16 protein-coding genes are annotated in these 23,810 nt (G+C 72.2%); 10 read left to right on the forward strand and 6 right to left on the reverse strand.

Annotated elements, in window-relative coordinates; genetic code table 11:
• Positions 1–306: 306 nt before the first annotated feature.
• Entirely contained in the window at positions 307–687 is a 381-nt protein-coding gene (locus OG736_RS18325) for a metallopeptidase family protein (protein WP_171397645.1), read from the forward strand.
• Positions 688–751: 64 nt separating this feature from the next.
• Here OG736_RS18325 and OG736_RS18330 read toward each other — a convergent pair whose 3' ends face one another.
• The 3 genes from OG736_RS18330 to OG736_RS18340 all read right to left on the reverse strand — a co-directional run bounded on the left by OG736_RS18330 (position 752) and on the right by OG736_RS18340 (position 6,468).
• Entirely contained in the window at positions 752–2,287 is a 1,536-nt protein-coding gene (locus OG736_RS18330) for a DUF5719 family protein (RefSeq protein ID WP_327183399.1), read from the reverse strand.
• A complete protein-coding gene (locus OG736_RS18335) occupies positions 2,284–5,991 on the reverse strand; it encodes a glycosyltransferase family 2 protein (RefSeq protein WP_327183400.1) in 3,708 nt (1,235 codons plus the stop codon). Before OG736_RS18335 ends, OG736_RS18330 begins: the two co-directional genes overlap by 4 nt.
• Positions 5,992–6,198: 207 nt before the next feature.
• Positions 6,199–6,468, reverse strand: a complete 270-nt coding sequence (locus OG736_RS18340) for a WhiB family transcriptional regulator (protein ID WP_020128551.1) — start codon at positions 6,466–6,468, stop codon at positions 6,199–6,201.
• 734 nt (positions 6,469–7,202) lie between these two features.
• Between OG736_RS18340 and OG736_RS18345 the strand changes: the two genes are divergently transcribed.
• The 4 genes from OG736_RS18345 (at position 7,203) to OG736_RS18360 (ending at position 11,514) form a co-directional block, all read left to right on the forward strand.
• On the forward strand, positions 7,203–7,748 hold the full coding sequence (locus OG736_RS18345) for a cysteine dioxygenase (RefSeq protein ID WP_327183401.1): 546 nt from the start codon (positions 7,203–7,205) through the stop codon (positions 7,746–7,748).
• A gap of 119 nt (positions 7,749–7,867) precedes the next feature.
• On the forward strand, positions 7,868–8,827 hold the full coding sequence (gene cofD / locus OG736_RS18350; protein ID WP_327183402.1) for a 2-phospho-L-lactate transferase: 960 nt from the start codon (positions 7,868–7,870) through the stop codon (positions 8,825–8,827).
• On the forward strand, positions 8,824–10,173 hold the full coding sequence (locus OG736_RS18355) for a coenzyme F420-0:L-glutamate ligase (protein ID WP_327183403.1): 1,350 nt from the start codon (positions 8,824–8,826) through the stop codon (positions 10,171–10,173). Before cofD ends, OG736_RS18355 begins: the two co-directional genes overlap by 4 nt.
• Positions 10,174–10,509: 336 nt before the next feature.
• Positions 10,510–11,514, forward strand: coding sequence for a DNA-3-methyladenine glycosylase family protein (locus OG736_RS18360; protein ID WP_327183404.1), 1,005 nt, complete (start codon positions 10,510–10,512; stop codon positions 11,512–11,514).
• Between the two features lie 220 nt (positions 11,515–11,734).
• Here OG736_RS18360 and OG736_RS18365 read toward each other — a convergent pair whose 3' ends face one another.
• Both OG736_RS18365 and OG736_RS18370 read right to left on the reverse strand, forming a co-directional pair.
• The gene (locus OG736_RS18365) at positions 11,735–12,817 is read right to left on the reverse strand and encodes a mannose-1-phosphate guanylyltransferase (protein ID WP_327183405.1); all 1,083 of its coding nucleotides are present in this window, start codon (positions 12,815–12,817) and stop codon (positions 11,735–11,737) included.
• Positions 12,818–13,047: 230 nt separating this feature from the next.
• On the reverse strand, positions 13,048–14,799 hold the full coding sequence (locus OG736_RS18370; RefSeq protein ID WP_327183406.1) for a peptidoglycan recognition protein family protein: 1,752 nt from the start codon (positions 14,797–14,799) through the stop codon (positions 13,048–13,050).
• Between the two features lie 139 nt (positions 14,800–14,938).
• Between OG736_RS18370 and OG736_RS18375 the strand changes: the two genes are divergently transcribed.
• The 4 genes from OG736_RS18375 (at position 14,939) to OG736_RS18390 (ending at position 21,063) form a co-directional block, all read left to right on the forward strand.
• Complete coding sequence (locus OG736_RS18375) at positions 14,939–15,697, forward strand: TIGR03089 family protein (protein ID WP_327183407.1); 759 nt, start codon at positions 14,939–14,941, stop codon at positions 15,695–15,697.
• 499 nt (positions 15,698–16,196) lie between these two features.
• Positions 16,197–17,330: an LCP family protein gene (locus OG736_RS18380; RefSeq protein WP_327187638.1), complete on the forward strand. Its 1,134-nt coding sequence runs from the start codon at positions 16,197–16,199 to the stop codon at positions 17,328–17,330.
• Positions 17,331–17,571: 241 nt separating this feature from the next.
• Complete coding sequence (locus tag OG736_RS18385) at positions 17,572–19,347, forward strand: LCP family protein (protein WP_327183408.1); 1,776 nt, start codon at positions 17,572–17,574, stop codon at positions 19,345–19,347.
• 99 nt (positions 19,348–19,446) lie between these two features.
• Positions 19,447–21,063 (forward strand): LCP family protein, encoded by a 1,617-nt coding sequence (locus OG736_RS18390; protein WP_327183409.1) that lies wholly within the window; start codon positions 19,447–19,449, stop codon positions 21,061–21,063.
• A gap of 85 nt (positions 21,064–21,148) precedes the next feature.
• On the opposite strand, the gene OG736_RS18395 is transcribed toward OG736_RS18390, so the two are convergent.
• Positions 21,149–22,192 (reverse strand): glycosyltransferase family 2 protein, encoded by a 1,044-nt coding sequence (locus tag OG736_RS18395; protein WP_327183410.1) that lies wholly within the window; start codon positions 22,190–22,192, stop codon positions 21,149–21,151.
• A 132-nt stretch (positions 22,193–22,324) separates the two neighbouring features.
• Here OG736_RS18395 and OG736_RS18400 point away from each other — a divergent pair, with 132 nt between their 5' ends.
• On the forward strand, positions 22,325–23,788 hold the full coding sequence (locus OG736_RS18400) for an LCP family protein (protein WP_327183411.1): 1,464 nt from the start codon (positions 22,325–22,327) through the stop codon (positions 23,786–23,788).
• Positions 23,789–23,810 lie beyond the last annotated feature (22 nt).

Here is a 23,810-nt window from a genome sequence, read left to right on the forward strand (position 1 = left end):
CCGCTGACCTGCGCGAACACCAGCCCCTGAACACACGAGGGCCTCGGCTCGTGGTCACCACTCGACACAAACGGCATCAATTGCGATGAGTTCGCCGGTCTCGGAGAGATACGGAATCGAGCCCAACCTTGGCTGGAATGGTCATCCCACGACATGCGGGGCGCGGCGGCCGGTGGCGGTCGGGCTGCCGTGTGGGGCCGGGCAGCGGGTCGCGGCGGGGACTACGCTTCAGTAGTGATGGACAGCCCCGTACCGCCCCCCGCCGCAGGCCCCGGACCCCGTCGTCGCGACCGCCACGGCCGGGGCATGCGGGGGCCGATCGCGCCGCCCCAGGTTCCGTTGGCCGCCAGCCGTGCCGATGTGTTCGCGGATCTCGTGCAGGACTCCGTGGAACGGCTGGAGCGGCGGTGGCCGCAGCTCGCCGACATCGACTTCATGGTGCTGGAGGTGCCGCGTCTGGACGCGGCCCCGGAACCCTGGAACGACGAGGCGGTCCCGCTGGGCGGGACGATTCCCGCACGTGAGGGAGGGCGGGCGCGGGTCGTCGTCTACCGGCGGCCGGTCGAGATCCGCACCAAGGGGCGCGACGAGCGGGCCGCGTTGGTGCACGAGGTGGTCGTCGAGCAGGTCGCGGAGCTGCTGGGGCTGACTCCGGAGACGGTGGATCCTCGCTACGGCGAGGACTGAACCCCGTCACCCCGCATCCGTCTCCCCCACCCCTCTTCCGGGATACCCCGACAGCCCTTTCGGGTTACTTCTGCAGCACCGCGACATCCTCGTCGGCCTCCGGGACGGCCACCGTGCCGCGGTCGTCCGGCAGGGTCTGGATAGTGAAGCCCGGGACGCCCTCCGTGGTGGCCGTCAGGGTGCGGGAGGCGTAGACCGGGGTGTCCGTGAGGGGTTCCACGGTCAGCGCGTAGGTGCCCTTCAGGCCTGCCGGTACGGGGAGTTCGACCTCCTGCGTGGTGCCGGCCTTGACCGTGAACGTCTGGGACGCGGCCGTGCCGCCGCCGCTGCCCGCGGACGCGGTGACCTTGACCTTGGCGGTGCCCTTGGGTGCGGTCAGGGAGAGGGTGGAGCCCTTGGCGCCGTTGCCGGCGGCGGACGCGCGCGTGCCGACCGGGGCGGTGGCGGTGATGAACGCCGACTCCTGCCGGTCGCCCTTGCCGCGCAGGACCCGTACGGCCGCGACGACGGGCACCGACCGGTCCGTCGGGGTCAGGACCAGCGAGCCCGCCTCGCCGCGCGTGACGTCACCCAGGTCGACCGAGGCCGTCATGCCCGCCTTGACGTGCAGGGTCTCGTGTCCGGCGGGGGTGATCAGGCCCGAGGGGGAGGCGAGTTGGACTTTCAGGTCGGCGTCCGCGTCACCCGGCGCGTAGGCGATGAGGCGGACGGCCGTGGCGTCCTTGGGGATGCCCGGGACGACCTGGGTGCCCGCCGGGTCGGTGGAGGCGGCCAGCCAGTCCCCGCCGAGCTTCTCGTCCAGGGCCTGGACGGCGGCCCCCACACGGCCACTGCGGACGTTCACGTGGACGGTGAGGTCCTCCTGCTTCTCGCCGGTGAGCGTGGACAGCAGGATCGGCTCGCTGGAGTGCGCCGGGATCGTGATGCCCTCCCCCACCGTGGTCTGGAGGGCGCCGTCCTTGCCGTAGAGCTCGATGTCGGCGACGGCGGCGGAGTCGTCCGGATTGGTGAGGTGGACGTAGTCCGTGCGGTCGGCGACGGTGCTGACGCCCGGGAACCAGAACTCCGTGTCCGGCGCGGTGCAGGTGACGCCCTGGAGGCCGCGGCCGCTGCCGGCGGTGACCTCGGTGGTCTCCTGGACGGTCCAGCCGGGCGCGAACTTCCCCTCGGCGGTGCCCAGCAGCGCGGGCGCCTCGCCGCCGGAGGTCTCACCGACGGCCGGGGTGCCGGGTGCCTTGGGCGTGACGACGGGCTTCGTCGCCTTCTTCTTGTCGGTCGCCTTGTCGGTCGCCTTGTCGGTCGCCTTGTCGGTCGCCTTGTCGGTCGTCGCGGCCGCCGACTCCGCGGTGGCTGCCGCGAGTTCGGCCGTGCCGTCGCCGTCCGTGCCCTTGGTGACGGGCGTGAAGGACGTGTACGACGTGTCGGCGAGGTCGGACGTGCTGGGCGAGGGGCAGAGCAGGCTCGTGCGCTCCACGGGCAGTTCGGCGGCCGCCTGGGCGGTGTCGGCGGTGGCCGTGTCCGGCTGGTTGAGCGTGGCGAACCCGGTGACCGCGGCGAGCGCGGCCGTGCCGGCGATCAGGGACAGGGTGGTGCGGTTCACTGCTGGCTCCCGTCGGGGCGCTCGTTGCCGGTGCCGTGGGGGTGCCGGTCCGGGTCGTAGGCGGGGTCGTAGCCGCCCTGGTCGTAGGCCGACGGGTCGTAGCCCTGCTGTTGGTAGGTCTGGTCGTACGGCGCCTGCTGGGCCTGGCCGTCGTAGGCGTACGGGTCGTACTGGCCGGCCTGGTAGGGGTCGTAGGCCTGCTGGTCGTAGCCGCCCGCCGGGTACTGCTGGGTGCCCTGGTACTGCTCGCCCGCGTAACCGCCGTACTCGGCGTTCGCGTAGTTCGCCCGGTCCCCGCGCCAGTCCCCGCCCTGCCCGTCCGGGGGGACTCCCATGTCGTACGACTGCTGCTGGGGGACCGCGACCGGCTCCTCCTGCGGCGGCGACGGGAACTCCTCGTGGTGGCCGGGCTCTTCGGCCTCGGCCTCGGCCTGGGCGCGCAGACGGCGGGCGCGGCGGCCCTCGCCGTCGACCGCCTGGGCCGGGATCGGCTCCTCCTCGGGAAGGTCGTCGTCGACGTCGCGGCGGCGGCCGGGAAGGGCGAGGACGACGAGGACGAGAGCGAGGAAGCCCTGCGCCCACAGCCAGGCGGTGTGGGTGAAGGGGTCGTCGTAGGTGACGTCCAGCTTCCCGCCGGTGGCCGGGAGTTCGAAGCCCTGGGCCCAGCCGTCGACGGTGGTGGGGGTGAGGGGCTTGCCGTCGAGGGTGGCCGTCCAGCCTTCGGCGGCGGTGTCGGCCAGGCGCAGGACGCGGCTGCCGGAGCCGTCGGGGACGGTGGTGTGGATGTCGACGGGACCTGCGGCGACCGGAGTCGCGGTGCCCTTGCCGGACTCGGCGACGACGGCCGCGCGGGAGACCTCCTGGTCGACCCGCCACAGGGCGCTGCCGTCCTGCTGGCTGAGCCGCTTCAGGCCGGGGGTGGCGTCCAGGACGCGCGTGACGTCGCGAGGCGCGCCCTTGTGGACGAGGACGTAGCCCACGGCGAACTTGCCCAGCTGGTCGGCCTGGTCGGCGCCGGAGCCGGCCACGAGATTGGCGACGACCTTGTCGAGCTGCTTGTTCTCGCCGTCGGCCGCGGCGAGTTCGGCGTCGCCGAGGCGGGCGCCGGAGCCGCGGACCAGCATGTAGGCGACGTGGGCGGCGGAGTCGCTGTCGAGGACGAGGGTGCGGGCCTGGTCGCGGTTGCCGGCCTCCTCGGCGACGAACGCGGGCACCTGTACGGGGTCGCGGCGCTCCAGGGGGCCGTCGGCGCCGCCGATCATCCAGCCGGCGGCGACGAGCAGCGGGCCGGCGGCCGAGGCGAAGGCGATGAGGGCGGCCACCGGCTGGCGCCAGCCGAAGCTCTGCTCGGCGACACGCGTGCGTGCCCCGTCGGCGCCGATGACGGCGGCGGCGAGGAGGGCGATGCCGTAGACGAGGGTGGCGGGCCCGGCCCAGGTGGAGCTGTTGGACAGGATCGCGAAGACGAGGCCCACGAGGGCGACCGCCCAGGCCGCCCAGACGCCGAAGTGGCGCTCGGAGCGGAGCAGTGCGGCCAGCGCGGCCAGCACGATGCCGATGAGCATCAGGCCGTCGACGGTGCCGGGGCCGCCGGGGCTGGCGCCGAGCAGGTCGAGGGCGGTGGCGGTCGACGCGCCGTAGTCGAGGCCGGCCTGGGTGAAGAAGCCGAACGGCAGCAGGGACAGCGACCAGGGCGCGAGGATCAGCAGGGGGGTGCCCAGCTGGGCCAGGAAGCGCAGGCCGTAGGCGGTGATCTCGCGGCGGCGGACGGCCAGGACCGCGATGCCGAGGACGAGCGCGAGGGGCCAGACGATCGGCGTGAACGCGGTGGTGATCGTCAGCAGCAGCGCGTACGCCCAGGTGGCGCGCCAGCTGCCGCGGGCGCCGGACGCGTGCGTCAGGCCGCTCGCGGCGACGCCCGCGCGGGCGATGAGCGGCAGCAGGACGGCCAGGACCGCGGTGCCGACCCGGCCGCCGGCGAGGGCGCCGGTGGCGGCGGGCAGGAAGGCGTAGACGACGGCCGCCCAGGCGCGCAGGAGGCGTGACTCGACGAGCGGCCGGGAGGCGAAGTAGGCGGCGAGGCCGGCCAGCGGCACCGAGCAGACGAGCAGCACGGTGAGGGCGAGTCCGGTCGAGCCGAACAGCAGGGTGGCCAGCGTCGCGATGATCGCGAGATAGGGCGGGGCGGACGGGGTGCCGCCCGCGCCGATCGGATGCCAGGCGTCCAGGTAGCGCGACCACAGCTCGGAGGCGTCGGCCGGGGCGGGCAGCAGGGCGCCGCCCGCGAGCGCGCCACCGCCGAGGAGATTGCGGCAGGCGACCAGGGAGACGAGCAGCAGGACCAGGAAGAGCACCGGGCCGGGCTTGCGCGCGATGCGCTTGAGGCGGGCGAACTGCTCGATCTCCAGGAAGTCGGCGTCGTCGCCGCCGGGTCCGGACTCGACGGCGCCGCCGTGCCGGCCCGCGCCGGACACGGCCTCGGGGTCGGAGGAGCCGAAGAAGTCGCCGGCGACCTGTTCGACGGTGGCCCGCACGGTCGCGCCGGGTGGCGGGAAGAGGGGGCGCAGCTCATCCTTGTCGACCGCCGGCTTCCCGCGCCTGCGCCGCCCGGCGATGATCCGCTCGGGCCGCAGCAGGGTGCCCAGCAGACCGCGGATCTCGTCGACGGCCTGTCCGGGGACCTTGCCGACGAGGTAGGCGACGGTCCGCAGCAGGGTGCCGAGGACCAGGCGCACCAGGATCCAGGGCAGCAGGGCGGTACGGCTGTTGACGAGGAGGGTGTAGACGGCGCCGGCCTTGTCGACCTTGTGCGGGGAGGCGCTGGTGCGGCCCGCGCAGTCGACGGTGCGGCGCTCGCGGGAGGCGGCCTCGGCGTGCCGTACGACGGCCTCGGGGGCGATGAGGACGCGGTGGCCGGCCGCCTGCGCGCGCCAGCACAGGTCGACGTCGTCGCGCATCAGGGGCAGGCGGCGGTCGAAGCCGCCGAGCTGTTCGAAGACGTCGCGGCGGATCAGCATGCCGGCGGTGGACACGGACAGCACGGACCGGACGTGGTCGTGCTGTCCCTGGTCCTGTTCGCGGCGGTCCAGGCCGGTCCAGCGGCGGCCGGAGTGGGCGATGGTGACGCCGACCTCGAGGAGCTGGCGGCGGTCGTACCAGCCGCGGAGCTTGGGGCCGACGACGGCCACGTCGTCCCGGCCCAGTTCGAGTTCGTTGTCGACCACGCGCAGCAGTTCGGCCAGTGCGTCCGGTTCCGGGGCGCAGTCGTCGTGCAGCAGCCACAGCCACTGGACGGGCTCTCCGTGCGGGAGCTCCGGCAGGTCGTAGTTGTCGTCGCGCCAGGTGCGCGTGACGGGGTCCCAGCCGCTGGGGCGCTTCAGGTACGGCAGTTCCTCGGGGGTGAGGACCGGGGCCGTCCGGTTGGCCTCCTCCACGGCCTGGCCGAACCCGGTGCGCCGGGCGAGGTGCAGGACGCGGTCGTCGCCGAGGGCCTCGGTGACCAGGCGCGCGGAGTCGTCCGAGCTGCCGGTGTCGGCGGCCATGACGGACTGGACGGGGCGCTCCTGGCCGAGCAGCCCGGCGAGCGCGTCGGGCAGCCAGCGGGCACCGTCGTGGGCGACGATCACCGCGGTCACTACATGACGCGGGAACTCAGGTGTGGCAGCGCGGTCTTGATGGGCTGCCGTGTGGCTGTGCACGGACATCGAGGTACGGGCCCCGGTTCGGTGGACTGCGGTGGACGCCTGCGCCGTGTGGTGCGGCTGGGTGTCTCGGACGAGCGCCCACACTATCGGCTGGGCAGGACGACGGCCCGCCGCCTGTGGACAACCCACGTGCGACGGGCCGTTCGGACCCTTTTCTCTGCGTACCGCGATGCCGTGACGCCCTTGTGCTGTCGAACCGGGCGGTTCTCAGACCGCCGCCTTCTTCAGCCGGCGGCGCTCCCGCTCGGACAGGCCGCCCCAGATGCCGAAGCGCTCGTCGTTGGCGAGGGCGTACTCAAGGCATTCGGAGCGGACCTCGCAGGCGAGGCAGACCTTCTTCGCCTCGCGGGTGGAGCCGCCCTTCTCGGGGAAGAAGGACTCGGGATCGGTCTGGGCGCACAGCGCGCGCTCCTGCCAGCCGAGTTCCTCGTCCGCGTCGTCGACGTCGACCAGCAGTTGCTGCACCAGCTCGGTCATGTGCGCCCCTCGCTCTGTCTTTCGCGTCCCCGTGACCTGGCCGTTACCGATATCGGCTGAACGACACGAGTGAAATTACAAGTGTGCTGCTCCGGGCGAGTCAAGCCGAGATCTGCTATTGGGCCCCTTATTCACTCTGCGGAACCAAGGCCATGCGGTAAGTGTTCAAATCGCCATAAACCTTGACAAGCAGATGAAGCCCCGGAGGGCCACCGGCCCCGCACAGCGCTTGTACGGGGAAGGACGCCCAAAGGTGCGATCCCGTTGCGGCACGCGCGCGGAAGCGAACCTGATCACAGTCGGATCACGGGATCGCCACGAGGCTTGCGCGCCCGGCTTGTGCGCCATGTGTCCCGAAGGACGTGTGCACAAACCTTTCACCTCCGAGATGGACCGGATGAGGTGAACCTGGTCCCACATACCGGGCGTCGAGTTGACAGTGAAGGTGTGAACCGCTGTCCTTGTGGGCATGCTCGCGAACTTGGCACTCACCTCGACCGGCTCCGCCGGGTCCCACGGTGCTGCCCGCGCTCGCTGTAGCTGTTGTCGTCGTTCCAGCTGTTGAGCCCAAGGCGCTCCGGCTGCTCCTCCTGAGTCCACCGCGACTCGGCTGCTGTTTCCCATCGGCCCACACCAGGGCGCTCCTGCTCCACCCGTGATCCGGGCGGACGGTACGCGACACCCCGCAGGCCCCCCACTCTTCCGCCTCTTCCGCCGAGGAACCACCGCACCCCATGAACAGCGACAGCGACCTCCAGATCGCGGGCGACATCCTCGAAGTCCCGCACCTCCTCCAGGCACCGCGCGAGCACCCGGCCACCGTCGCCGAGTTCGTCGGCCTGGCCCGTTCGATCGCCGCGGACCGTGCCCAGTGGGAGCACCTGGTCCGGTACGACGCGACGACCCGCTGGTACCACCGGCTGCGCACCGGTCCCGGCTACGAGGTGTGGCTGCTGTCCTGGGTGCCCGGCCAGGGCAGCGGGCTGCACGACCACGGCGGCTCCTCCGGTGTGCTCACCGTCCTGGACGGCGAGCTGACCGAGCGCACCGAGCGCGGCAAGCGGGTACTGGCCTCGGGTGTGCAGCGGGTGTTCGCCCCGGGGTACGCGCACGAGGTCGTCAACGACGCGCTGGAGCCCGCGGTGAGCCTGCACGTGTACTTCCCGGGACTGACGGACATGCCCATGCATCCCCGGTCCCGGCTGCACCCGGCCGGGAGGGCCCCCATCGCCTGCGCGGCGCTCGACACGTACGAACAGGTGGACGCCGTCAGCTCGTGATCCGCTCGTGAGCGGACGCCGTCCGCGTCGGCACGTACGGGTGGACCGGATATCCACAGGCGGGTGGTTGTCCACAACCGGCCGACGGGCTGTCGTGGCCGCCTGCGAGACTTGCCCTCATGCGCATTGTGGTTCTGGCAGGCGGCATCGGCGGTGCCCGGTTCCTGCGCGGTCTGAAGCAGGCCGTGCCGGACGCGGACATCACGGTTATCGGCAACACCGGCGACGACATCCACCTCTTCGGGCTGAAGGTCTGCCCCGACCTCGACACGGTGATGTACACGCTCGGCGGCGGCATCAACGAGGAGCAGGGCTGGGGGCGGGCCGACGAGACCTTCCACCTGAAGGAGGAGCTCGCCGCGTACGGCGCCGGGCCCGGGTGGTTCGGGCTGGGCGACCGGGACTTCGCCACACACATCGTGCGGACGCAGATGATCGGCGCCGGGTACCCGCTCAGCGCGGTGACCGAGGCGCTCTGCGACCGGTGGCAGCCGGGCGTCCGGCTCATCCCGATGACCGACGACCGGGTGGAGACCCATGTCGCGGTCGAGGCGGACGGCGAGCGCAAGGCCGTGCACTTCCAGGAGTACTGGGTGCGGCTGCGGGCGTCGGTGCCGGCGGAGGCGGTCGTGCCGGTCGGCGCCGAGCAGGCGAAGCCGGCGCCGGGGGTGCTGGAGGCCATCGCGGCGGCGGACGTGATCCTCTTCCCGCCGTCCAACCCGATCGTCTCGATCGGCACGATCCTCGCCGTACCGGGCATCCGCGAGGCGATCGCCGAAGCCGGGGTGCCGGTGGTGGGCCTGTCCCCCATCGTCGGGGACGCGCCCGTGCGCGGCATGGCCGACAAGGTGCTCGCGGCGGTCGGCGTGGAGTCGACGGCCGCGGCGGTGGCCGAGCACTACGGCTCGGGTCTCCTGGACGGCTGGCTCGTCGACACCGTGGACGCGGGCACCGTGGAGCGGGTGGAGGCGGCCGGCGTCCGCTGCCGGGCCGTCCCGCTGATGATGAGCGACCTCGACGCGACCGCGCGGATGGCACAGGAGGCGCTGGCACTGGCCGAGGAGGTGCGCGGGGCATGAGCGGTTCCTTCGACACCGGTTACCGGGTCTGGGCCGTGGACGGGCTGCCCGAGGTGCGGCCCGGGGACGACCTCGCGAAGCTGATCGCGGCCGCCGAGCCCGGCCTGGCCGACGGTGACGTCCTGCTCGTCACCTCGAAGATCGTGTCCAAGGCCGAGGGCCGGATCGTCCGGGCGGACGACCGGGAGGCCGCGATCGACGCCGAGACCGTACGGGTCGTGGCCCGGCGCGGGGCGCTGCGGATCGTCGAGAACCGGCAGGGGCTGATCATGGCCGCCGCCGGTGTCGATGCCTCCAACACCCCTGCGGGGACCGTGCTGTTGCTGCCCGAGGACCCGGACGCGTCGGCGCGGGCGATCCGGGCCGGGCTGCGGGACGCGCTCGGTGTGGACGTCGGGGTCGTCGTCACCGACACCTTCGGACGGCCCTGGCGCGCCGGGCTGACGGATGTGGCGATCGGCGCCGCCGGGGTGCGGGTGCTGGACGACCTGCGTGGGGGCACGGACGCGTACGGCAATCCGCTGAGCGCGACGGTCGTCGCCACGGCGGACGAGCTGGCCGGCGCCGGGGATCTCGTGAAGGGGAAGGCCGCCGGGCTGCCCGTGGCCGTGGTGCGGGGACTGGGACACGTCGTCGTGGCCGAGAACACCGACAACGCCCAAGCCGACGCGGCCGACGGGAGTGCGCTCGCCGGGGCGCGGGTCATGGTGCGCGGTGCGCGCGACGACATGTTCCGGCTCGGGACGTCCGAGGCGGTGCGGCTGGCGGTCACCCAGCGGCGGACGGTGCGGTCCTTCACCGACGAGCCGGTCGATCCGGGGGCGGTACGGCGGGCGGTGGCGGCGGCCGTCACGGCTCCTGCTCCGCATCACACGACGCCGTGGCGGTTCGTGCTGCTGGAGTCGGCGGGGTCGAGGGTGCGGCTGCTGGACGCCATGCGGGACGCGTGGATCGCGGATCTGCGGCGGGACGGGAAGTCCGAGGAGTCCATCGCCAAGCGGGTGCGGCGGGGCGACGTCCTGCGCAACGCGCCCTGTCTGGTGGTGCCGTGTCTGGTGATGGACGGGTCGCACACCTACGGCGACGCGCGGCGGGACGCGGCCGAGCGGGAGATGTTCGTGGTCGCGACCGGGGCCGGCGTACAGAACTTCCTGGTCGCGCTGGCCGGGGAGCGGCTGGGGTCCGCGTGGGTGTCGTCGACGATGTTCTGCCGGGACGTGGTGCGGGAGGTGCTGGAGCTGCCGGAGAACTGGGACCCGATGGGTGCGGTGGCGATCGGGCACGCGGCGGAGGAGCCCCGGGCCCGTGGCGAGCGGGAGGTGGGGGACTTTGTCGAGGTGCGGTGAGGTTGAGGCTCGGCTCGGTGGGGTGGGTGCGCGGTGGCCTCCGCCTGGCGGTGAACTGCGCCGGACAGTGACGGCGCCCGGACGGGACCTCCACCGGGGGTGATGCAAGCCGGGCGGTGGTGGGTCATCCGCCGCACCGCGAGGTGACCCCGTGGGGCGAGCCGTACCGCGCCCGACAGTGGCCTGCATGGCGCCGGTACGGGTGTCGCGGTGGCCCGTGGACGCCGCATGGGTGTCGTGGTGGCTCGCGTGGTGCCGTTCTGGGCGTCGTGCGGTGGCATGTGGGTGGGTGCGCCTACTCTCGTAGCATCTCTCTTCCTCTCCCCGGGACTCTTCGTGTCAGGACGGTTCTCTCCCCGGCCCACCCGTACGACCGTGCGCGGTGGGCATGTCGGCGTGCCCGTCGGGGTGCCGCGGCAGGCCTCGGCGGCCGGGCGGGTGCGGAGCTGGGTGCCGGAGGGGCCGATCGATCTCGGACTGGTCCTCGGGCCTCTCCGGCGCGGACCGGGTGATCCGACGTTCCGCGCGATGCCGGACGGGTCGGTGTGGCGGGCCAGCCTCACCCCCGCCGGGCCGGGGACGCTGCGCGTCGCCGTGGCGGGCGGCGCGGTGCGCGGGGAGGCGTGGGGGCCGGGCGCGGAGTGGTTGTTGGACCGGTTGCCGGAGCTGCTCGGGGCGGCGGACGCGCCGGAGGCGTTCGTGCCCCGGCATCGCGTGGTGGCGACGGCCCGGCATCGGCGGCCGGGCCTCAGGCTGACGCGGACCGGGCTGGTGCTGGAGTCGTTGATCCCCTCCGTGCTGGAGCAGAAGGTCACCACCGACGAGGCGTACCGGGCGTGGCGACTGCTGGTGCGCAAGTTCGGGGAGCCGGCGCCGGGGCCCGCGGCGGACGGGCGGCTCTGGGTGATGCCGACGCCCCGGACGTGGGCGCTGATCCCGTCCTGGGAGTGGCATCGGGCGGGCGTCGACAACAAGCGGGCGTCGACGATCCTGCGGGCCGTTCGGGTCGCCGCGCGGATGGAGGAGGCGGTGCGGATGGCTCCGGCCGAGGCCCAGGCTCGGCTGGAGGTCGTGCCGGGGATCGGGCCGTGGACGTCCGCGGAGACCGTGCAGCGCAGCCATGGGGCGGCGGATGCGGTGACCGTGGGGGATCTGCATCTGCCGGGGATCGTGGGGTGGGCGTTGGCGGGGGATCGGGAAGCCGATGACTCCGTGATGCTGGAACTGCTGGAGCCGTATGCGGGGCAGCGGCACCGGGCGGCCCGGTTGATCTTGTTGAGTGGACGGGTGCCGCCCCGGCGGGCGCCGAAGATGCCCCGGGGGGACATCGGGAAGTTGTGAGGGGTGGCCGCTCTCCGCGAGGGCTGGGCGAGGGGGTTTCACCCCCGCCGCCCCTGCCCGTTCCCCTCCTCGCAAGAGGGCTCTGCCTCCTGGCCCCCCATGTCGGCCTGGACCCCCACCATGTCGGCTTGGACCCCCGCGTCGGCCCTGGACCCCTGTGTCGGCCTGCACGGCCTCGTCCTCGAACTGCCACGGAGGGGGCCCCAGACGGGCTGAAGGGCTACTGGTCCGACGAGAAGCGGACCGCGCCCGCCGGGATTCTCGCGTCGCACCACACCCGCGCGCCGTCCCGGAGTTCGTTGTCGGGGCCGACTATCGCGCCGTCGCCGATGACCGTGCCCGTGAGCACGGAGCGTTCGCCCACGCGGGCCCGGGTGCCGATGAGGGAGTCGGTGATGACGGCGCCCGGTTCGATGACGGCGCCGGGGAGGATCGTCGAGCCGAAGACCCTCGCGCCCTGCGCCACGAAGGCGCCCTCGCCCACCACCGTGCCGCCCGTCAGCTTCGCGTCGGGGGCGACCCTGGCCGTCGGGAGGACCAGACGGTCGCCGCAGCGGCCGGGGACCGCTGGGGACGGGGCCCGGCCGAGGACCAGGTCCGCCGAGCCCCGGACGAAGGCCGCCGGGGTGCCCAGGTCGAGCCAGTACGTCGAGTCGACCATGCCCTGCAGATGGGCTCCGGCCGAGAGGAGGTCGGGGAACGTCTCGCGCTCCACCGACACCGGGCGGCCCTGCGGGATCGTGTCGATGACCGAGCGGCGGAAGACGTACGCCCCCGCGTTGATCTGGTCGGTGACGATCTCCTCCGGGGTCTGCGGCTTCTCCAGGAACGCCAGGACCTTGCCCGTCCCGTCGGTGGGGACCAGGCCGTAGGCCCTCGGGTCCGTCACCTTCGTCAGGTGCAGGGAGACGTCCGCCGCCGTCGCCTCGTGGGTGGCCACCAGCCTTCGGATGTCCAGGCCGGTGAGGATGTCGCCGTTGAAGATCAGGACCGGGTCGTCGGGGCCGGAGTGCAGTCGGGACGCCACGTTGCGGATCGCGCCGCCCGTGCCGAGGGGTTCGTCCTCCGTCACGTACTCGATGTGCAGGCCGAGTGCCGAGCCGTCGCCGAAGTACGGTTCGAAGACCTCCGCCAGATAGCTCGTCGCCAGGACGATGTGGTCCACGCCCGCCGCTCTCGCCCGCGCCAGTTGATGCGTGAGGAACGGCACCCCCGCCGCCCTGACCATGGGTTTGGGCGTGTGCACCGTGAGTGGGCGCAGCCGGGTGCCCTTGCCGCCGACCAGGAGGATCGCTTCTGTCACCGTCGTCTCTGCTTCCTGCCGGGACCGGTCGAACCGTCATTCGACCGGCCAGTGTATGCAGACCGTTGCGTGGCGACTTCCAGGCCGTTGGTGTTCCGTCCCAGTCCCAGGAGACTGTCCCCCCGACGGGCTGAAGGTGCCCCCATCTGGATGTGCTTTCCGGCCGTCCGGGGGCGTGCGGCCTCCGGGGCCTCCCCAGGCCCCGGGGCTCCCGAACCGAATCGCCCGCCTCAGCGCCCCTGGAAGCGCGCCGCGGTGGAGCGGGCCGAGCCGAGCTTGCCGTAGAGCTGCCTGCCTGGGCATTCCGTGGCGAACCCGTCCCGGTGACCCGAGATCACATTCAGTCGTACGTTCTTTCCCTTTCCGTAGAGATTGCCACCGCCGGACTTCAGGTATGTCTTTCCTTTCGGATTCGCCCCGAAGAGGCCGAGTTTCCATGCCGTCAGGCGCGCGACGGCGTCGACCGTGGCGGTGGTCGGCTTGGCGGAGGTGAACGTGCCGAGGACGGCGATCCCCATGCTGTTGCTGTTGAAACCGAGGGTGTGGGCGCCGAGGACCGGCTTCGCCACTCCCCCGGCGCGGCCCTCGTAGATCTTCCCGCACTTGTCGACGAGGAAGTTGTAGCCGACGTCGCGCCAGCCCATGCTCTTCACGTGGTAGCGGTAGATACCACGGATGACGGACGGGGCCTGTGAGCACTTGTAGCCGTTGCCCGACGCCGTGTGGTGCACGAACGCGGCCTTGACCTTCGTCGTATAGCGGAAGCCGCTCTCCCGCAGCTTCTCGTCGGCGCCCCAGCCGCGCCGCGTGACGATGCTCGGCCGCGGGCCGATGTACGGCTTCGCCCGCTGGGCCGGCGTCAACTCGGCCCCGCGCAGGGCGAGGAGTTCGCGTTCGGTGCCCAGGCGGTCCAGGGCGGGGATCTGTGTGGCGCCGAGCGGGGCGAGGGGGGCGTTGGCGGCGGAGGCCGCGGCCGTCTCGGCGGTCATGGCGGTCATGGCTGCGGGCTCGGCCCCCTCGGCCCCTTCGCCCGCCTCGACCCCTTCGCCGGCTTCGACCCCCTCGCCCGCCTCGGCCTCGTCGGCCGCCGTCACGGTCTCGTCGGCCGCCGTTGCAGTCTCGTCGGCCGCCGTTGCAGTCTCGTCGGCCGCCGTCGCGGTCCCGGCGGTCTTCTCGGTTGCCGCGTCGGGCGGGTCCAGCGCTTCCGGGGCGCCCGCCGGGCCGGACCCGGTGGTCAGTGTCCGGCTGCGCGGGGGGCCCGCGGGGACGTGCTCGGGGGGTGTCGAGCCCGGGTCGACCAGTTCCAGGCGCAGGCCGGAGGGGAGCAGGGCGGCGGTCGCCGTCTCCTCCGTACGGCGTTCGGTGTCCGGATGGACTCTGATCTCGACGCCGTCGGAGTCACCGACCCACAGCGGGGCCGTGGCGCCGCGGACCCGGCCCGAGGCGCTCTCGGGTGTGCCGGGGTCGGCGCCGTGGTCGGCGTTGTGGGTCTCGACGTCCTGCCAGCCGGACCAGGCGCCGGTGTCGGACGTACGGGTACGGACCTGGACGCGGCCGTGGAGTTCGGCGGCCGGGTCGTCCCAGACGACGCCGAGGAGGGAGAAGTGGCGTACGTCCCGGCGGGGCAGGCCCTGGTCGGTGGCGGCGCCGCCCAGTGCCCGGTCGCGGGCGAGAGCGGTGAGGGGCAGCGACTGGGTGCTGCCCGGGAGGTCGGGAAGAGCGGGCACGCCGGGCAGGTCCGGCTGGTCCGGCTGGTCCGGCTGGTCGGGAAGAGTTCGCTGAGCCGGGTGGTCGGAGAGGAACGGGTCGGAGAGGGATGAGGTGACGGGGGTGTCGGGGCTCGTGGCCCTGGCCGTCCCGCTGGGCGCCGCCTCCGCGGCCGACGCCGGTCGCGCCGTCGCCGCGCTGGCGGGCGGCGTCAGCGGGAGGGCGAGTGCCGCCGCGCAGGTGACACCGATCGAGGTAGCAAGCAATCCGCGCATGCCAACGATCCTGGACATATCCATACATTTCTGTCCATCGGGGAATTGACGGGCCGTCGGGTGCGTTCGGCCGAACCGGTGGCTCCGGGAGGGCCCGGCGACCGGTACGGCGCCCGGGCCGGCGCGTACGCTTGCGCGGGTGACTGCCACCGATCGCACCCCGGCCGACCTGCTGCGTTCCGCGCTGGCCGCGGACCCCGCGCGCCCCTTGGTGACCTTCTACGACGACGCCACGGGCGAGCGGGTCGAATTGTCCGTGGCCACCTTCGCCAACTGGGTGGCCAAAACCGCCAACCTCCTCCAGGACGGACTGTCCGCCGAGCCCGGCGACCGGGTCGCGCTGCTGCTGCCCGCGCACTGGCAGACGGCGGTGTGGCTGCTGGCGTGTTCGTCGGTGGGCGTCGTCGCGGACGTCGCCGGGGATCCGGCGCGGGCGGACTTCGTCGTCGCCGGGCCCGGGTCGTTCGAGGCGGGGCTGGCGTGCCGGGGCGAGCGGTACGCGCTGTCGCTGGCGCCGCTCGGACGGCGATTCGTGCCGGGCCCGCCGGAGGGGTACGACGACTACGCCGTCAACGTCCCGACCTTCGGGGACCGTTTCGTGCCGTACGCACCCGTCGACCCCGAGGAGCCCGCGCTGATCGTGGCCGGGGCCGAGTACACCGGGGCCGAGGTCGTGGAGCGGGCGCGGGCGGAGGCGTCGGGGCTGGGGCTGACGGGTCCCGGTTCCCGGCTGCTGTCGGGGCTGGCGTACGACACGTGGGAGGGGCTGAGCGCCGGGCTGTACGCGCCGCTGGCGAGCGGGGGGTCCGTGGTGCTGTGCGTGAACCTGACGGAGGCCGGCGAGGAGGCTGTGGCTCGGCGGGTGGAGAGTGAGCGGGTGACGGCGACCGCGCGGTAGCCCTCCGGGCGGGCGGGAGGGTCGGTGCTCGGCGTCGGCGTTGCCGGGGGCTTCCGCCCCCAGGCCCCGCTTCGGCCCTGAAGGGGCCTCGCCCTCAAACGCCGGACGGGCTGTTTTACTCGCCCCCGCCCACTCGGAGCCGGACGGGCTGATTTTCCGCGCCGCCGCCCACTCGCTGCCGGACGGCTGATTTCCCGCACCCCAGCCCGCAAGGCGGCCCCGCCGACCCGGCCCCGGACAGGCTGCGTCACGCGCCCCGGCCCACAAGGCGGCCCCCGCCCGCCTCACCCGTTCGGCCCACCCCCGTCCCCCCTCGCGGCCCGCTTCACGGCATCGTCGTAGGGACAGCTCTACACGCTCGTACGGCCGAAGCGGGTCCGGAGGCGGGAGGGGTGGATCGGACGTGAGGGAAGCGGCGGGTTCCGGTGGGCCCCTCGGGCCGGGGGTGGGGGCGTCCGCCGACGGGCGGGGGCTCATACGGCGGCGCCGGCGGCGGTGGATGCGGTACGGGGCGGGGGCGGCGGGGGTGGTCGTCCTGGGGGTCGGGGTCACGGGGTGGGTCGTCTACACGAAGCTGGACGGGAACATCACACCCGACGACGACGCCGCGGCCGAGCTCGAGCGGTATGCGCGGGAGCGGCCGACCTCGCTGGTGAAGGACGCGCAGAACATCCTGCTCATCGGGTCCGATTCGCGGTCGGGGGACGGGAACCGGAAGTACGGGCGGGACTCCGGGACCGAGCGGTCGGACACCACGATCCTGCTGCATCTGGCGGCCGGGCGGCGCAGCGCCACCGCCGTCTCCGTCCCGCGCGATCTGATGGTGGACGTGCCGGGCTGTCTGCGGCCGGACGGGAAGCGGACCGAGCCGATGTTCGCGATGTTCAACTACGCTTTCCAGAACGGTGGTTCGGCCTGCACTATCCGGACGGTGGAGAAGCTGACGGGCGTCCGGATCGATCACCACGTGGTCGTCGACTTCGCCGGGTTCAAGGACATGGTCGACGCCGTGGACGGGGTCGAGGTGTGTCTGAAGGAGCCGATCGACGACAAGGCCGCCAAGCTGCGGCTGCCCGCCGGGAGGGTCACGCTCGACGGGGAGCAGGCGCTCGGGTACGTGCGGGCCCGCAAGTCCCTCGGGAACGGCAGTGACACCGACCGGATGGACCGGCAGCAGCGGTTCCTCGGGGCGCTCGTCAACAAGGTGCAGAGCAATGACGTCCTGCTGAACCCGGCGAAGCTGTATCCGCTGCTGGACGCGGCCACGTCCTCGCTCACCACCGACCCGGATCTGGCGAGTCTTCGCGGACTGTACGAACTCGTGCGCGGCCTGCGGGACATTCCCACCGAACATGTGCAATTCCTGACCGTTCCGCGAGAGTCGTACGTCTACAACGCCAATCGCGACCAACTGGTGGAGCCGGAGGCGGAGAAACTCTTCGAACGGCTGCGCACGGACGGGCCGGTGGTGGTTTCTCAGGAAATTCCCACGAACCCCGCCCCCACGGAGTCGGGCGACTACGGTCCGTTCGGATTCCGCACGCCGGGACCTGCGGCTTCCGGAGCGGTTTCGCCCACTCCGCCCGCCCCCACGTTCCGCGGGAACACCGCCGCCGAGGACGGCTGCGGGTAAAGCGCTTGCCAAGCCGACCTCTTGCGGCGAACACAAGTTCAAAGAAATAGGGCGGATTGCCCGCTTGTAGGGGCGTGGAATTTGTCACGGCCGTCGCTCGCCGCCGAACCTGGCGGATAGTGTGAGCGATCCGGTGCCCCCGGCCACGAGGTCTTCCTGGGGTCGCGCACCGAGTGACCGAGACCCGAGCGCCTTGAGGGGGAAAGGCGCCGCGTGGCCCCGACGGAGGATTCGGACAACCGTGGACGCGCAAGGCCGTGGGCGGGCGGACAACATCGACCCCGCAGACCAGTGGGTGCTCAATCCGAACACCGGCGAATACGAACTGCGACTGACTCCTTCCGCACCGCAATCGTCGGTGCCGGGGCCACGTAGATCCGACTCCGGTCGGACCGGTGGCGGAGGAGGTTCGGCGCGCGGCCGTACGGCGGCGCAGGGCCGGGAGTCGTCGTCGCGCGAGGAGACGCCGGACCCGGAGGTGCCTTCGCCGCGCCGTCGCCGGGGCGCACCGCCGGAGGAAGCGGCGGCGAACCGGCGTGGCCGCCGGCCGGTGAAGAAGAAGTCGAAGGCGAAGAAGATACTGCTGTGGACCGGCGGGATCATGGCCTTCGTCCTGGTGGGTACGGCCGGTGCGGCCTACCTCTATCTCGAGCACCTCAACGACAACATCACGTCCGTCTCCGACGACGGCGCGAGCACCGGTGGCTTCAGCAAGGACAAGGCCATCAACCTGCTGGTGATCGGCACCGACAAGCGCACCGGTTCGGGCAACGAGGGCTACGGCGACTCCGGCAGCGTGGGCCACGCGGACACCACGATCCTGCTGCACGTCTCCAAGGACCGGACGAACGCGACCGCGCTCAGCATCCCGCGCGACCTGATCGTGGACGTCCCGGACTGCGAGACCAAGCAGGAGGACGGCTCCACCAAGGTCATCAAGGGCACGGACAACGTCCGCTTCAACACCAGCCTCGGGCAGGACAACCGCACGCCGAGCTGCACCGTGCGCACGGTCACCGAGCTGACCGGGATCCAGGCGGACAACTTCATGGTGGCCGACTTCAACGCGGTCAAGACGCTGACCACGGCGGTCGGCGGCGTCGAGGTGTGCCTGGCGAAGGACATCGACGACGAGGACTCGCATCTGAAGCTGTCGAAGGGCACCCACACCATCGAGGGCGAGCAGGCGCTGGCCTTCGTGCGCACCCGGCACTCCGTCGGCTTCGGCGGCGACCTGAGCCGGATCGAGCTCCAGCAGCAGTTCCTCAGCGCGCTGATGCGCAAGCTGAAGTCGAACGACACGCTCACCAGCCCGACCAAGATGATCAAGCTGGCGGAGGCGGGCACGAAGGCGCTGACCGTCGACTCCCAGCTGGACACCATCGACAAGCTGAAGGACCTGGGTCTGGAGCTGGGCAAGCTCAACGTGAAGAACCTGACCTTCACCACCGTGCCGGTGGTCGACAACCCGGCCGAGAAGGTCGCGGCCACGGTCGTCGTGAACGCCTCGACGGCGCCCACCGTCTTCCAGATGATCAAGGACGACGTCTCCTTCACCGAGGTGAAGGAGCAGGCGGCGGCGTCCAAGAACGCGGCCGCGGCGGCCGCGGCGGCCCGCCTCAAGGGCACCCGGTCCGCCGCCTCCGCGGTGCGGGTGCAGGTCATGAACGGCGGCGCTCCGGCCGGCAGCGCACAGGAAACTCTTAACTGGCTGCAGAATGATGAGGGCGTGACGAAGTCCGAGAACGCGGGCAACGCGCCCGCGGCACTGAGCAAGACGACGCTCGAGTACGCGCCCGACCAGGCCGACCAGGCACGCAAGCTCGCCGCCATCATGGGGCTGCCCGGTACCGCTCTGAAGCCGGGCAAGAGTGTCGAGAACTCCCAGGGTCTGCCGACGATGACGCTGACGCTGGGCAAGGACTTCAAGGGCGCGGGCGTCTCGCTCACGACTCCGACCACCGTGCCGGACACGGTCCAGAAGTCCACGGCGGACAAGGTCGAGTGCGCCAAGTAGGTAACCCTTCGGGCCCGTCGTGCGTCTGACTTGACGCGGGACGGGCCCGTGTCAGGCGCACGGCGGGGAGGGGCAGGGGAATTGGCGGGGAGCAGTGGGGTGCGGAGGGAGGTTCCCGCGGTCGAGGACACGGTGTCCCCGGCGGCGCGGGAACAACAGGACGAGACCGCGTCCGAGGGGGACGGCGGAGCGGGTGGCGGGCGCGGCGCGGGCCGGAACGCGGATCGCAGACGCAGACGTCGACGCGCGTTGCGCTGGTCGGCGACGGTGCTCGCGCTGGTCATACTCGGCGGCGCGGGGGCCGGATACCTCTACTACGAACACCTGAACGCGAACATCAAGAGCGACGACCTGAACATCGGCGACGCGAAGGACCGGGCGGCCGAGACGGAGGCCAACTCGGCCGGGCAGACGGCACTGAACATCCTGCTGATCGGTTCGGACGCCCGTGACACGGCGGAGAACCAGAAGCTCGGCGGCGCCAAGGACACCTTCGACGGCCCTCCGCTCGCGGACGTCCAGATGCTGCTGCACATATCGGCGGACCGCAGCAACATGTCGGTGGTGAGCATGCCGCGCGACACGCTGCTGGACATCCCCAAGTGCACGGACCCCGACGACGGGACCACCTACGGGGCGCTGACCGACGAGATGACGAACGTGTCGCTCGGTCGCGGCGGTCCGGGCTGCACGGTGGCCACCTGGGAGAAGCTCACCGACATCCACATCGACCACTTCATGATGATCGACTTCTCCGGTGTGGTGTCGATGGCGGACGCGATCGGCGGTGTCCCGGTCTGCGTGGACGCCAACGTCTACTCGCACACCAGCACCGGCAAGGGGTCCGGTCTGAAGCTGGAGGAGGGCACGCACGCCGTCAAGGGCAAGCAGGCCCTGCAGTGGCTGCGTACCCGCTACGGCTTCGAGGACGACACCGACCTGGCCCGTGCCAAGGCGCAGCACATGTACATGAACTCGATGGTCCGCGAGCTGCGCGCCAACGCCAAGCTGACCAATCCCAACAAGCTGCGCAAGCTCGCCGAGGCGGCCACGAAGGCGATCACCGTCGACGACGGCCTCGACACCATCACGAAGATGTACGACCTGGCGGGCGAGCTGAAGAAGGTGCCCACCGAGCGCATCACGATGACGACGATGCCGAACCGCTACCAGGGCAGCCGGGTGGTGCCCACGGACGACGCCAAGCAGCTGTTCCGTCTGGTGCGCGAGGACATCGCCCTCGACGGCAAGGACGCCGAGAAGGCCACGGCCAGCCCGACTCCGACGGTCACCGACCCGGCCGCCGCGCCCGGCGAGATCGCGGTGCAGGTGCACAACGGGACGTCCACGAGCACGCTGGCGGCGGTCCGCGGGCGGGCCACGGCGGTGAAGGAGCTGCTGAAGGGCAAGGGCTTCACCGAGGCCGTCGCGGACCCCTCGGCTGCCACGGCCGTGGTGGCCACGGTGGTCCGCTACCCGAGCGCCGATCTGGAGGGCGACGCCGAGGCGGTCGCCAAGGCCCTCGGCATCCCGACGGGTCAGGTGAAGAAGTCCACCGAGGTCTCCGGGGTCACGGTCGTCGTGGGCGCGGACTGGCGCTCGGGAACGGCGTACAAGGCGCCGGTGAAGGACGACAAGACGCCCGACACGGCCGGGGCGATCAACGCGTCGGACACCACCCAGTGCATGCACGTGGACCCGAACTACACCTGGTAGCCCGGGTCCTGTGGTGCCCTGAGGGCGCGCTCCGGAAGTGCCTCGTGAGCGCGCCCCTGCGTCGGCGGAGCGGTGCGGCGGGTGCTCAGTGCGTGTCGCTGAGCACCGCGGGGCGCCGCGAGGCGATGACCTTCCTGGCCAGCGCCTTGGGGCTGGTCAGGAAGCCGAAGCCCCACGTCATGTGCATGGTGGCGAGGGCCACGGGGATCTGGAGCCGTGCCTTCATCGGCAGCCCCTTGCCGGCCGGCAGCGACCCGGCGACGATCGCCGCGAGGTAGCCGCCGGGGATCACGAAGCCCAGCGGGGTGAGCGCGGCGCCCACGACGATGCCGGCGGCTATCGCGCAGACCGCGGTGGGCGGGGCGAGGTAGCGCAGGTTGATGGAGCCCTCGTGGTAGCGGGCGACGACGTGCCGCCAACGGCCGTAGTCCTTGTACTGCTTGGCGAGCGCCTTGACGCTGGGCCGCGGCCGGTACGACACCTTGAGTTCGGGCGAGAACCAGATGAGACCGCCGGCCTCCCTGATCCGAAAGTTCAGCTCCCAGTCCTGGGCGCGGATGAACTCCTCGTTGTAGCCGCCCTGTTGCTCCAGCGCGGCGCGCCGAAAGACACCCAGATACACGGTCTCCGCGGGGCCGGCCTGCCCTCCCGTGTGGAAGGCTGCGTTACCGACCCCGATCTTCGAGGTCATGGCCGCGGCCACCGCGTGCTCCCAGTCGTTCTCGCCCTCGGCGTGCATGATCCCGCCGACGTTCTGCGCGCCGGTCTCCTCCAGGAGCCGTACGGCGGTGGCGATGTAGTTCGGGGAGAGCATGCCGTGCCCGTCGACGCGGACGACGATCGGATGGCGTGATGCCTTGATCGCGGCGTTGAGCGCGGCGGGCGTACGCCCTGAGGGATTGGGGACCGTGTGCACGCGCTTGTTGCCGGAGGCTGTCTCGGCGACGAGCTGGGCCGCGATCTCTTCCGTACGGTCCGTGGACGGACCGATGGCGATCACGACCTCCATCTCGCCGGCGTACTCCTGCGCGAGGATCGCTTGGACGGCTCCGCGCAGATGCCGCTCCTCGTTGAGGACGGGCATGATGACGGACACTGCGGGGAGCTGCACGTCGGGCTTGGCGTTCATAGGGGGCTCACGTTACCGCGAACGGGGGACACGGCCCGCCCCGCCGGGTGCGCTGCGCCGGTCGGCAGATCGTATGGGCCTACCGTTCCAACGGCTCCCCCCGCCCACCGCCGCCGCCCGGAGGTGCCCCGTATGCCCACCACACCGCCCCGGCCCCCGCGTCGACCCCACCCGCGGCACCGCGTACCCCGCCCCTCCGCCCGGCGCGGACGCCCTCGCTGGGCCATGCGGGCGACGACCACGCTCTCGGTGGTGCTGCTCGCCGCCGCCGGGATCGGTCACTCGGTGGTCGCCGGCCTCGACGCGGACATCGCCCGGGTCGACCCCTTCAAGGACATGAAGAACCGTCCGCGGGCCGGCCACGGCATGAACGTCCTGCTGGTCGGCACCGACGGCCGCGACGACATCACGGAGACGGAGCGCCGCCGCTACCGCCTGGGCGGGGCCCCCTGTCACTGCACCGACACGATCATGATCGTGCACATCTCGGAGGACCGTGAGCGGGCCAGCGTCGTCAGTCTCCCGCGCGACTCCTACGCCGAGACGCCGCCGCACACCGACCAGGTCACCGGCAAGGAGCACAGCGGCCACCCGATCAAGATCAACTCGGCGTACGCGGAGGGCGGGCCGCAGCTCACCGTCCGCACGGTCGAGAACATGACCCACGTGAAGATCGACCACTACCTGGAGGTCGACTTCACCAGCTTCATGAAGACGGTGGACGTGCTGGGCGGCGTGCGGATCTGCACGGCGGAGCCCCTGAAGGACAGGTACACGGGCCTGGACCTGGCACCGGGCACGCACACGCTCAAGGGCGGCCAGGCCCTCCAGTACGTCCGCTCCCGGCACACGGACGCCTCCTCCGACCTGGGCAGGATGAAGCGGCAGCAGCGCTTCCTGGCGGCCCTGGTGGACCGGGCCACCTCCTCCGGGGTGCTGCTGAACCCGCTGAGGTTCCGGGACGTGACGCGGGCGGTGCTCGGCTCGGTACGGGCCGACCGGGGCTTCGGCACGGACGAGCTCCTCGACCTCGGCCGGGCGATGCGCACCTTCTCCCCTTCCTCCTCCGAGTTCACGACGGTCCCCATCGGTGAGATGGGATACGTCGTGAAGGGCCTCGGCTCGACGCTGAAGTGGGACGCCGTGAAGGCGCAGCGTCTCTTCCGGGCCCTGCGCGACGACGAGCCCCTCGCCGCCGCGGGAGCCCGGCCGCGCGAGCGCGGAGCGGCACGCGTGGACGTGGCCCCGCAGCAGATCCACGTCCAGGTCGAGAACGGCACCCGCACGGCGGGGCTCGGCAGGCGCGTGGACGCGGCCCTGGCGGCGACGGGCTTCCGTACGACCCGGCAGCCGGTCAGCGCGGCCGGCCCCTCGACCCGGCGCACGGTCGTCGCCTACGACCCCCGCTGGGACCGCTCCGCGAAGTCGCTCGCGACGGCCCTGCCGGGCAGCGAGCTGCGGGCCGTGAAGGGCCTCGGGTCCACGCTGAAGGTCATCGCGGGGACGGACTTCCACAAGGTCCGCAAGGTGCGGGCGGCCCAGGTGGAGCAGGGCGAGTCGGGAGTGGTGCGGGGGGACGAGGTGGGCTGTTCCTAGGCGGATGTGCGTTTCTGGTGCG

Source organism: Streptomyces sp. NBC_01334 (assembly GCF_035983595.1).
In the GTDB taxonomy this organism is placed as follows: domain Bacteria; phylum Actinomycetota; class Actinomycetes; order Streptomycetales; family Streptomycetaceae; genus Streptomyces; species Streptomyces coriariae.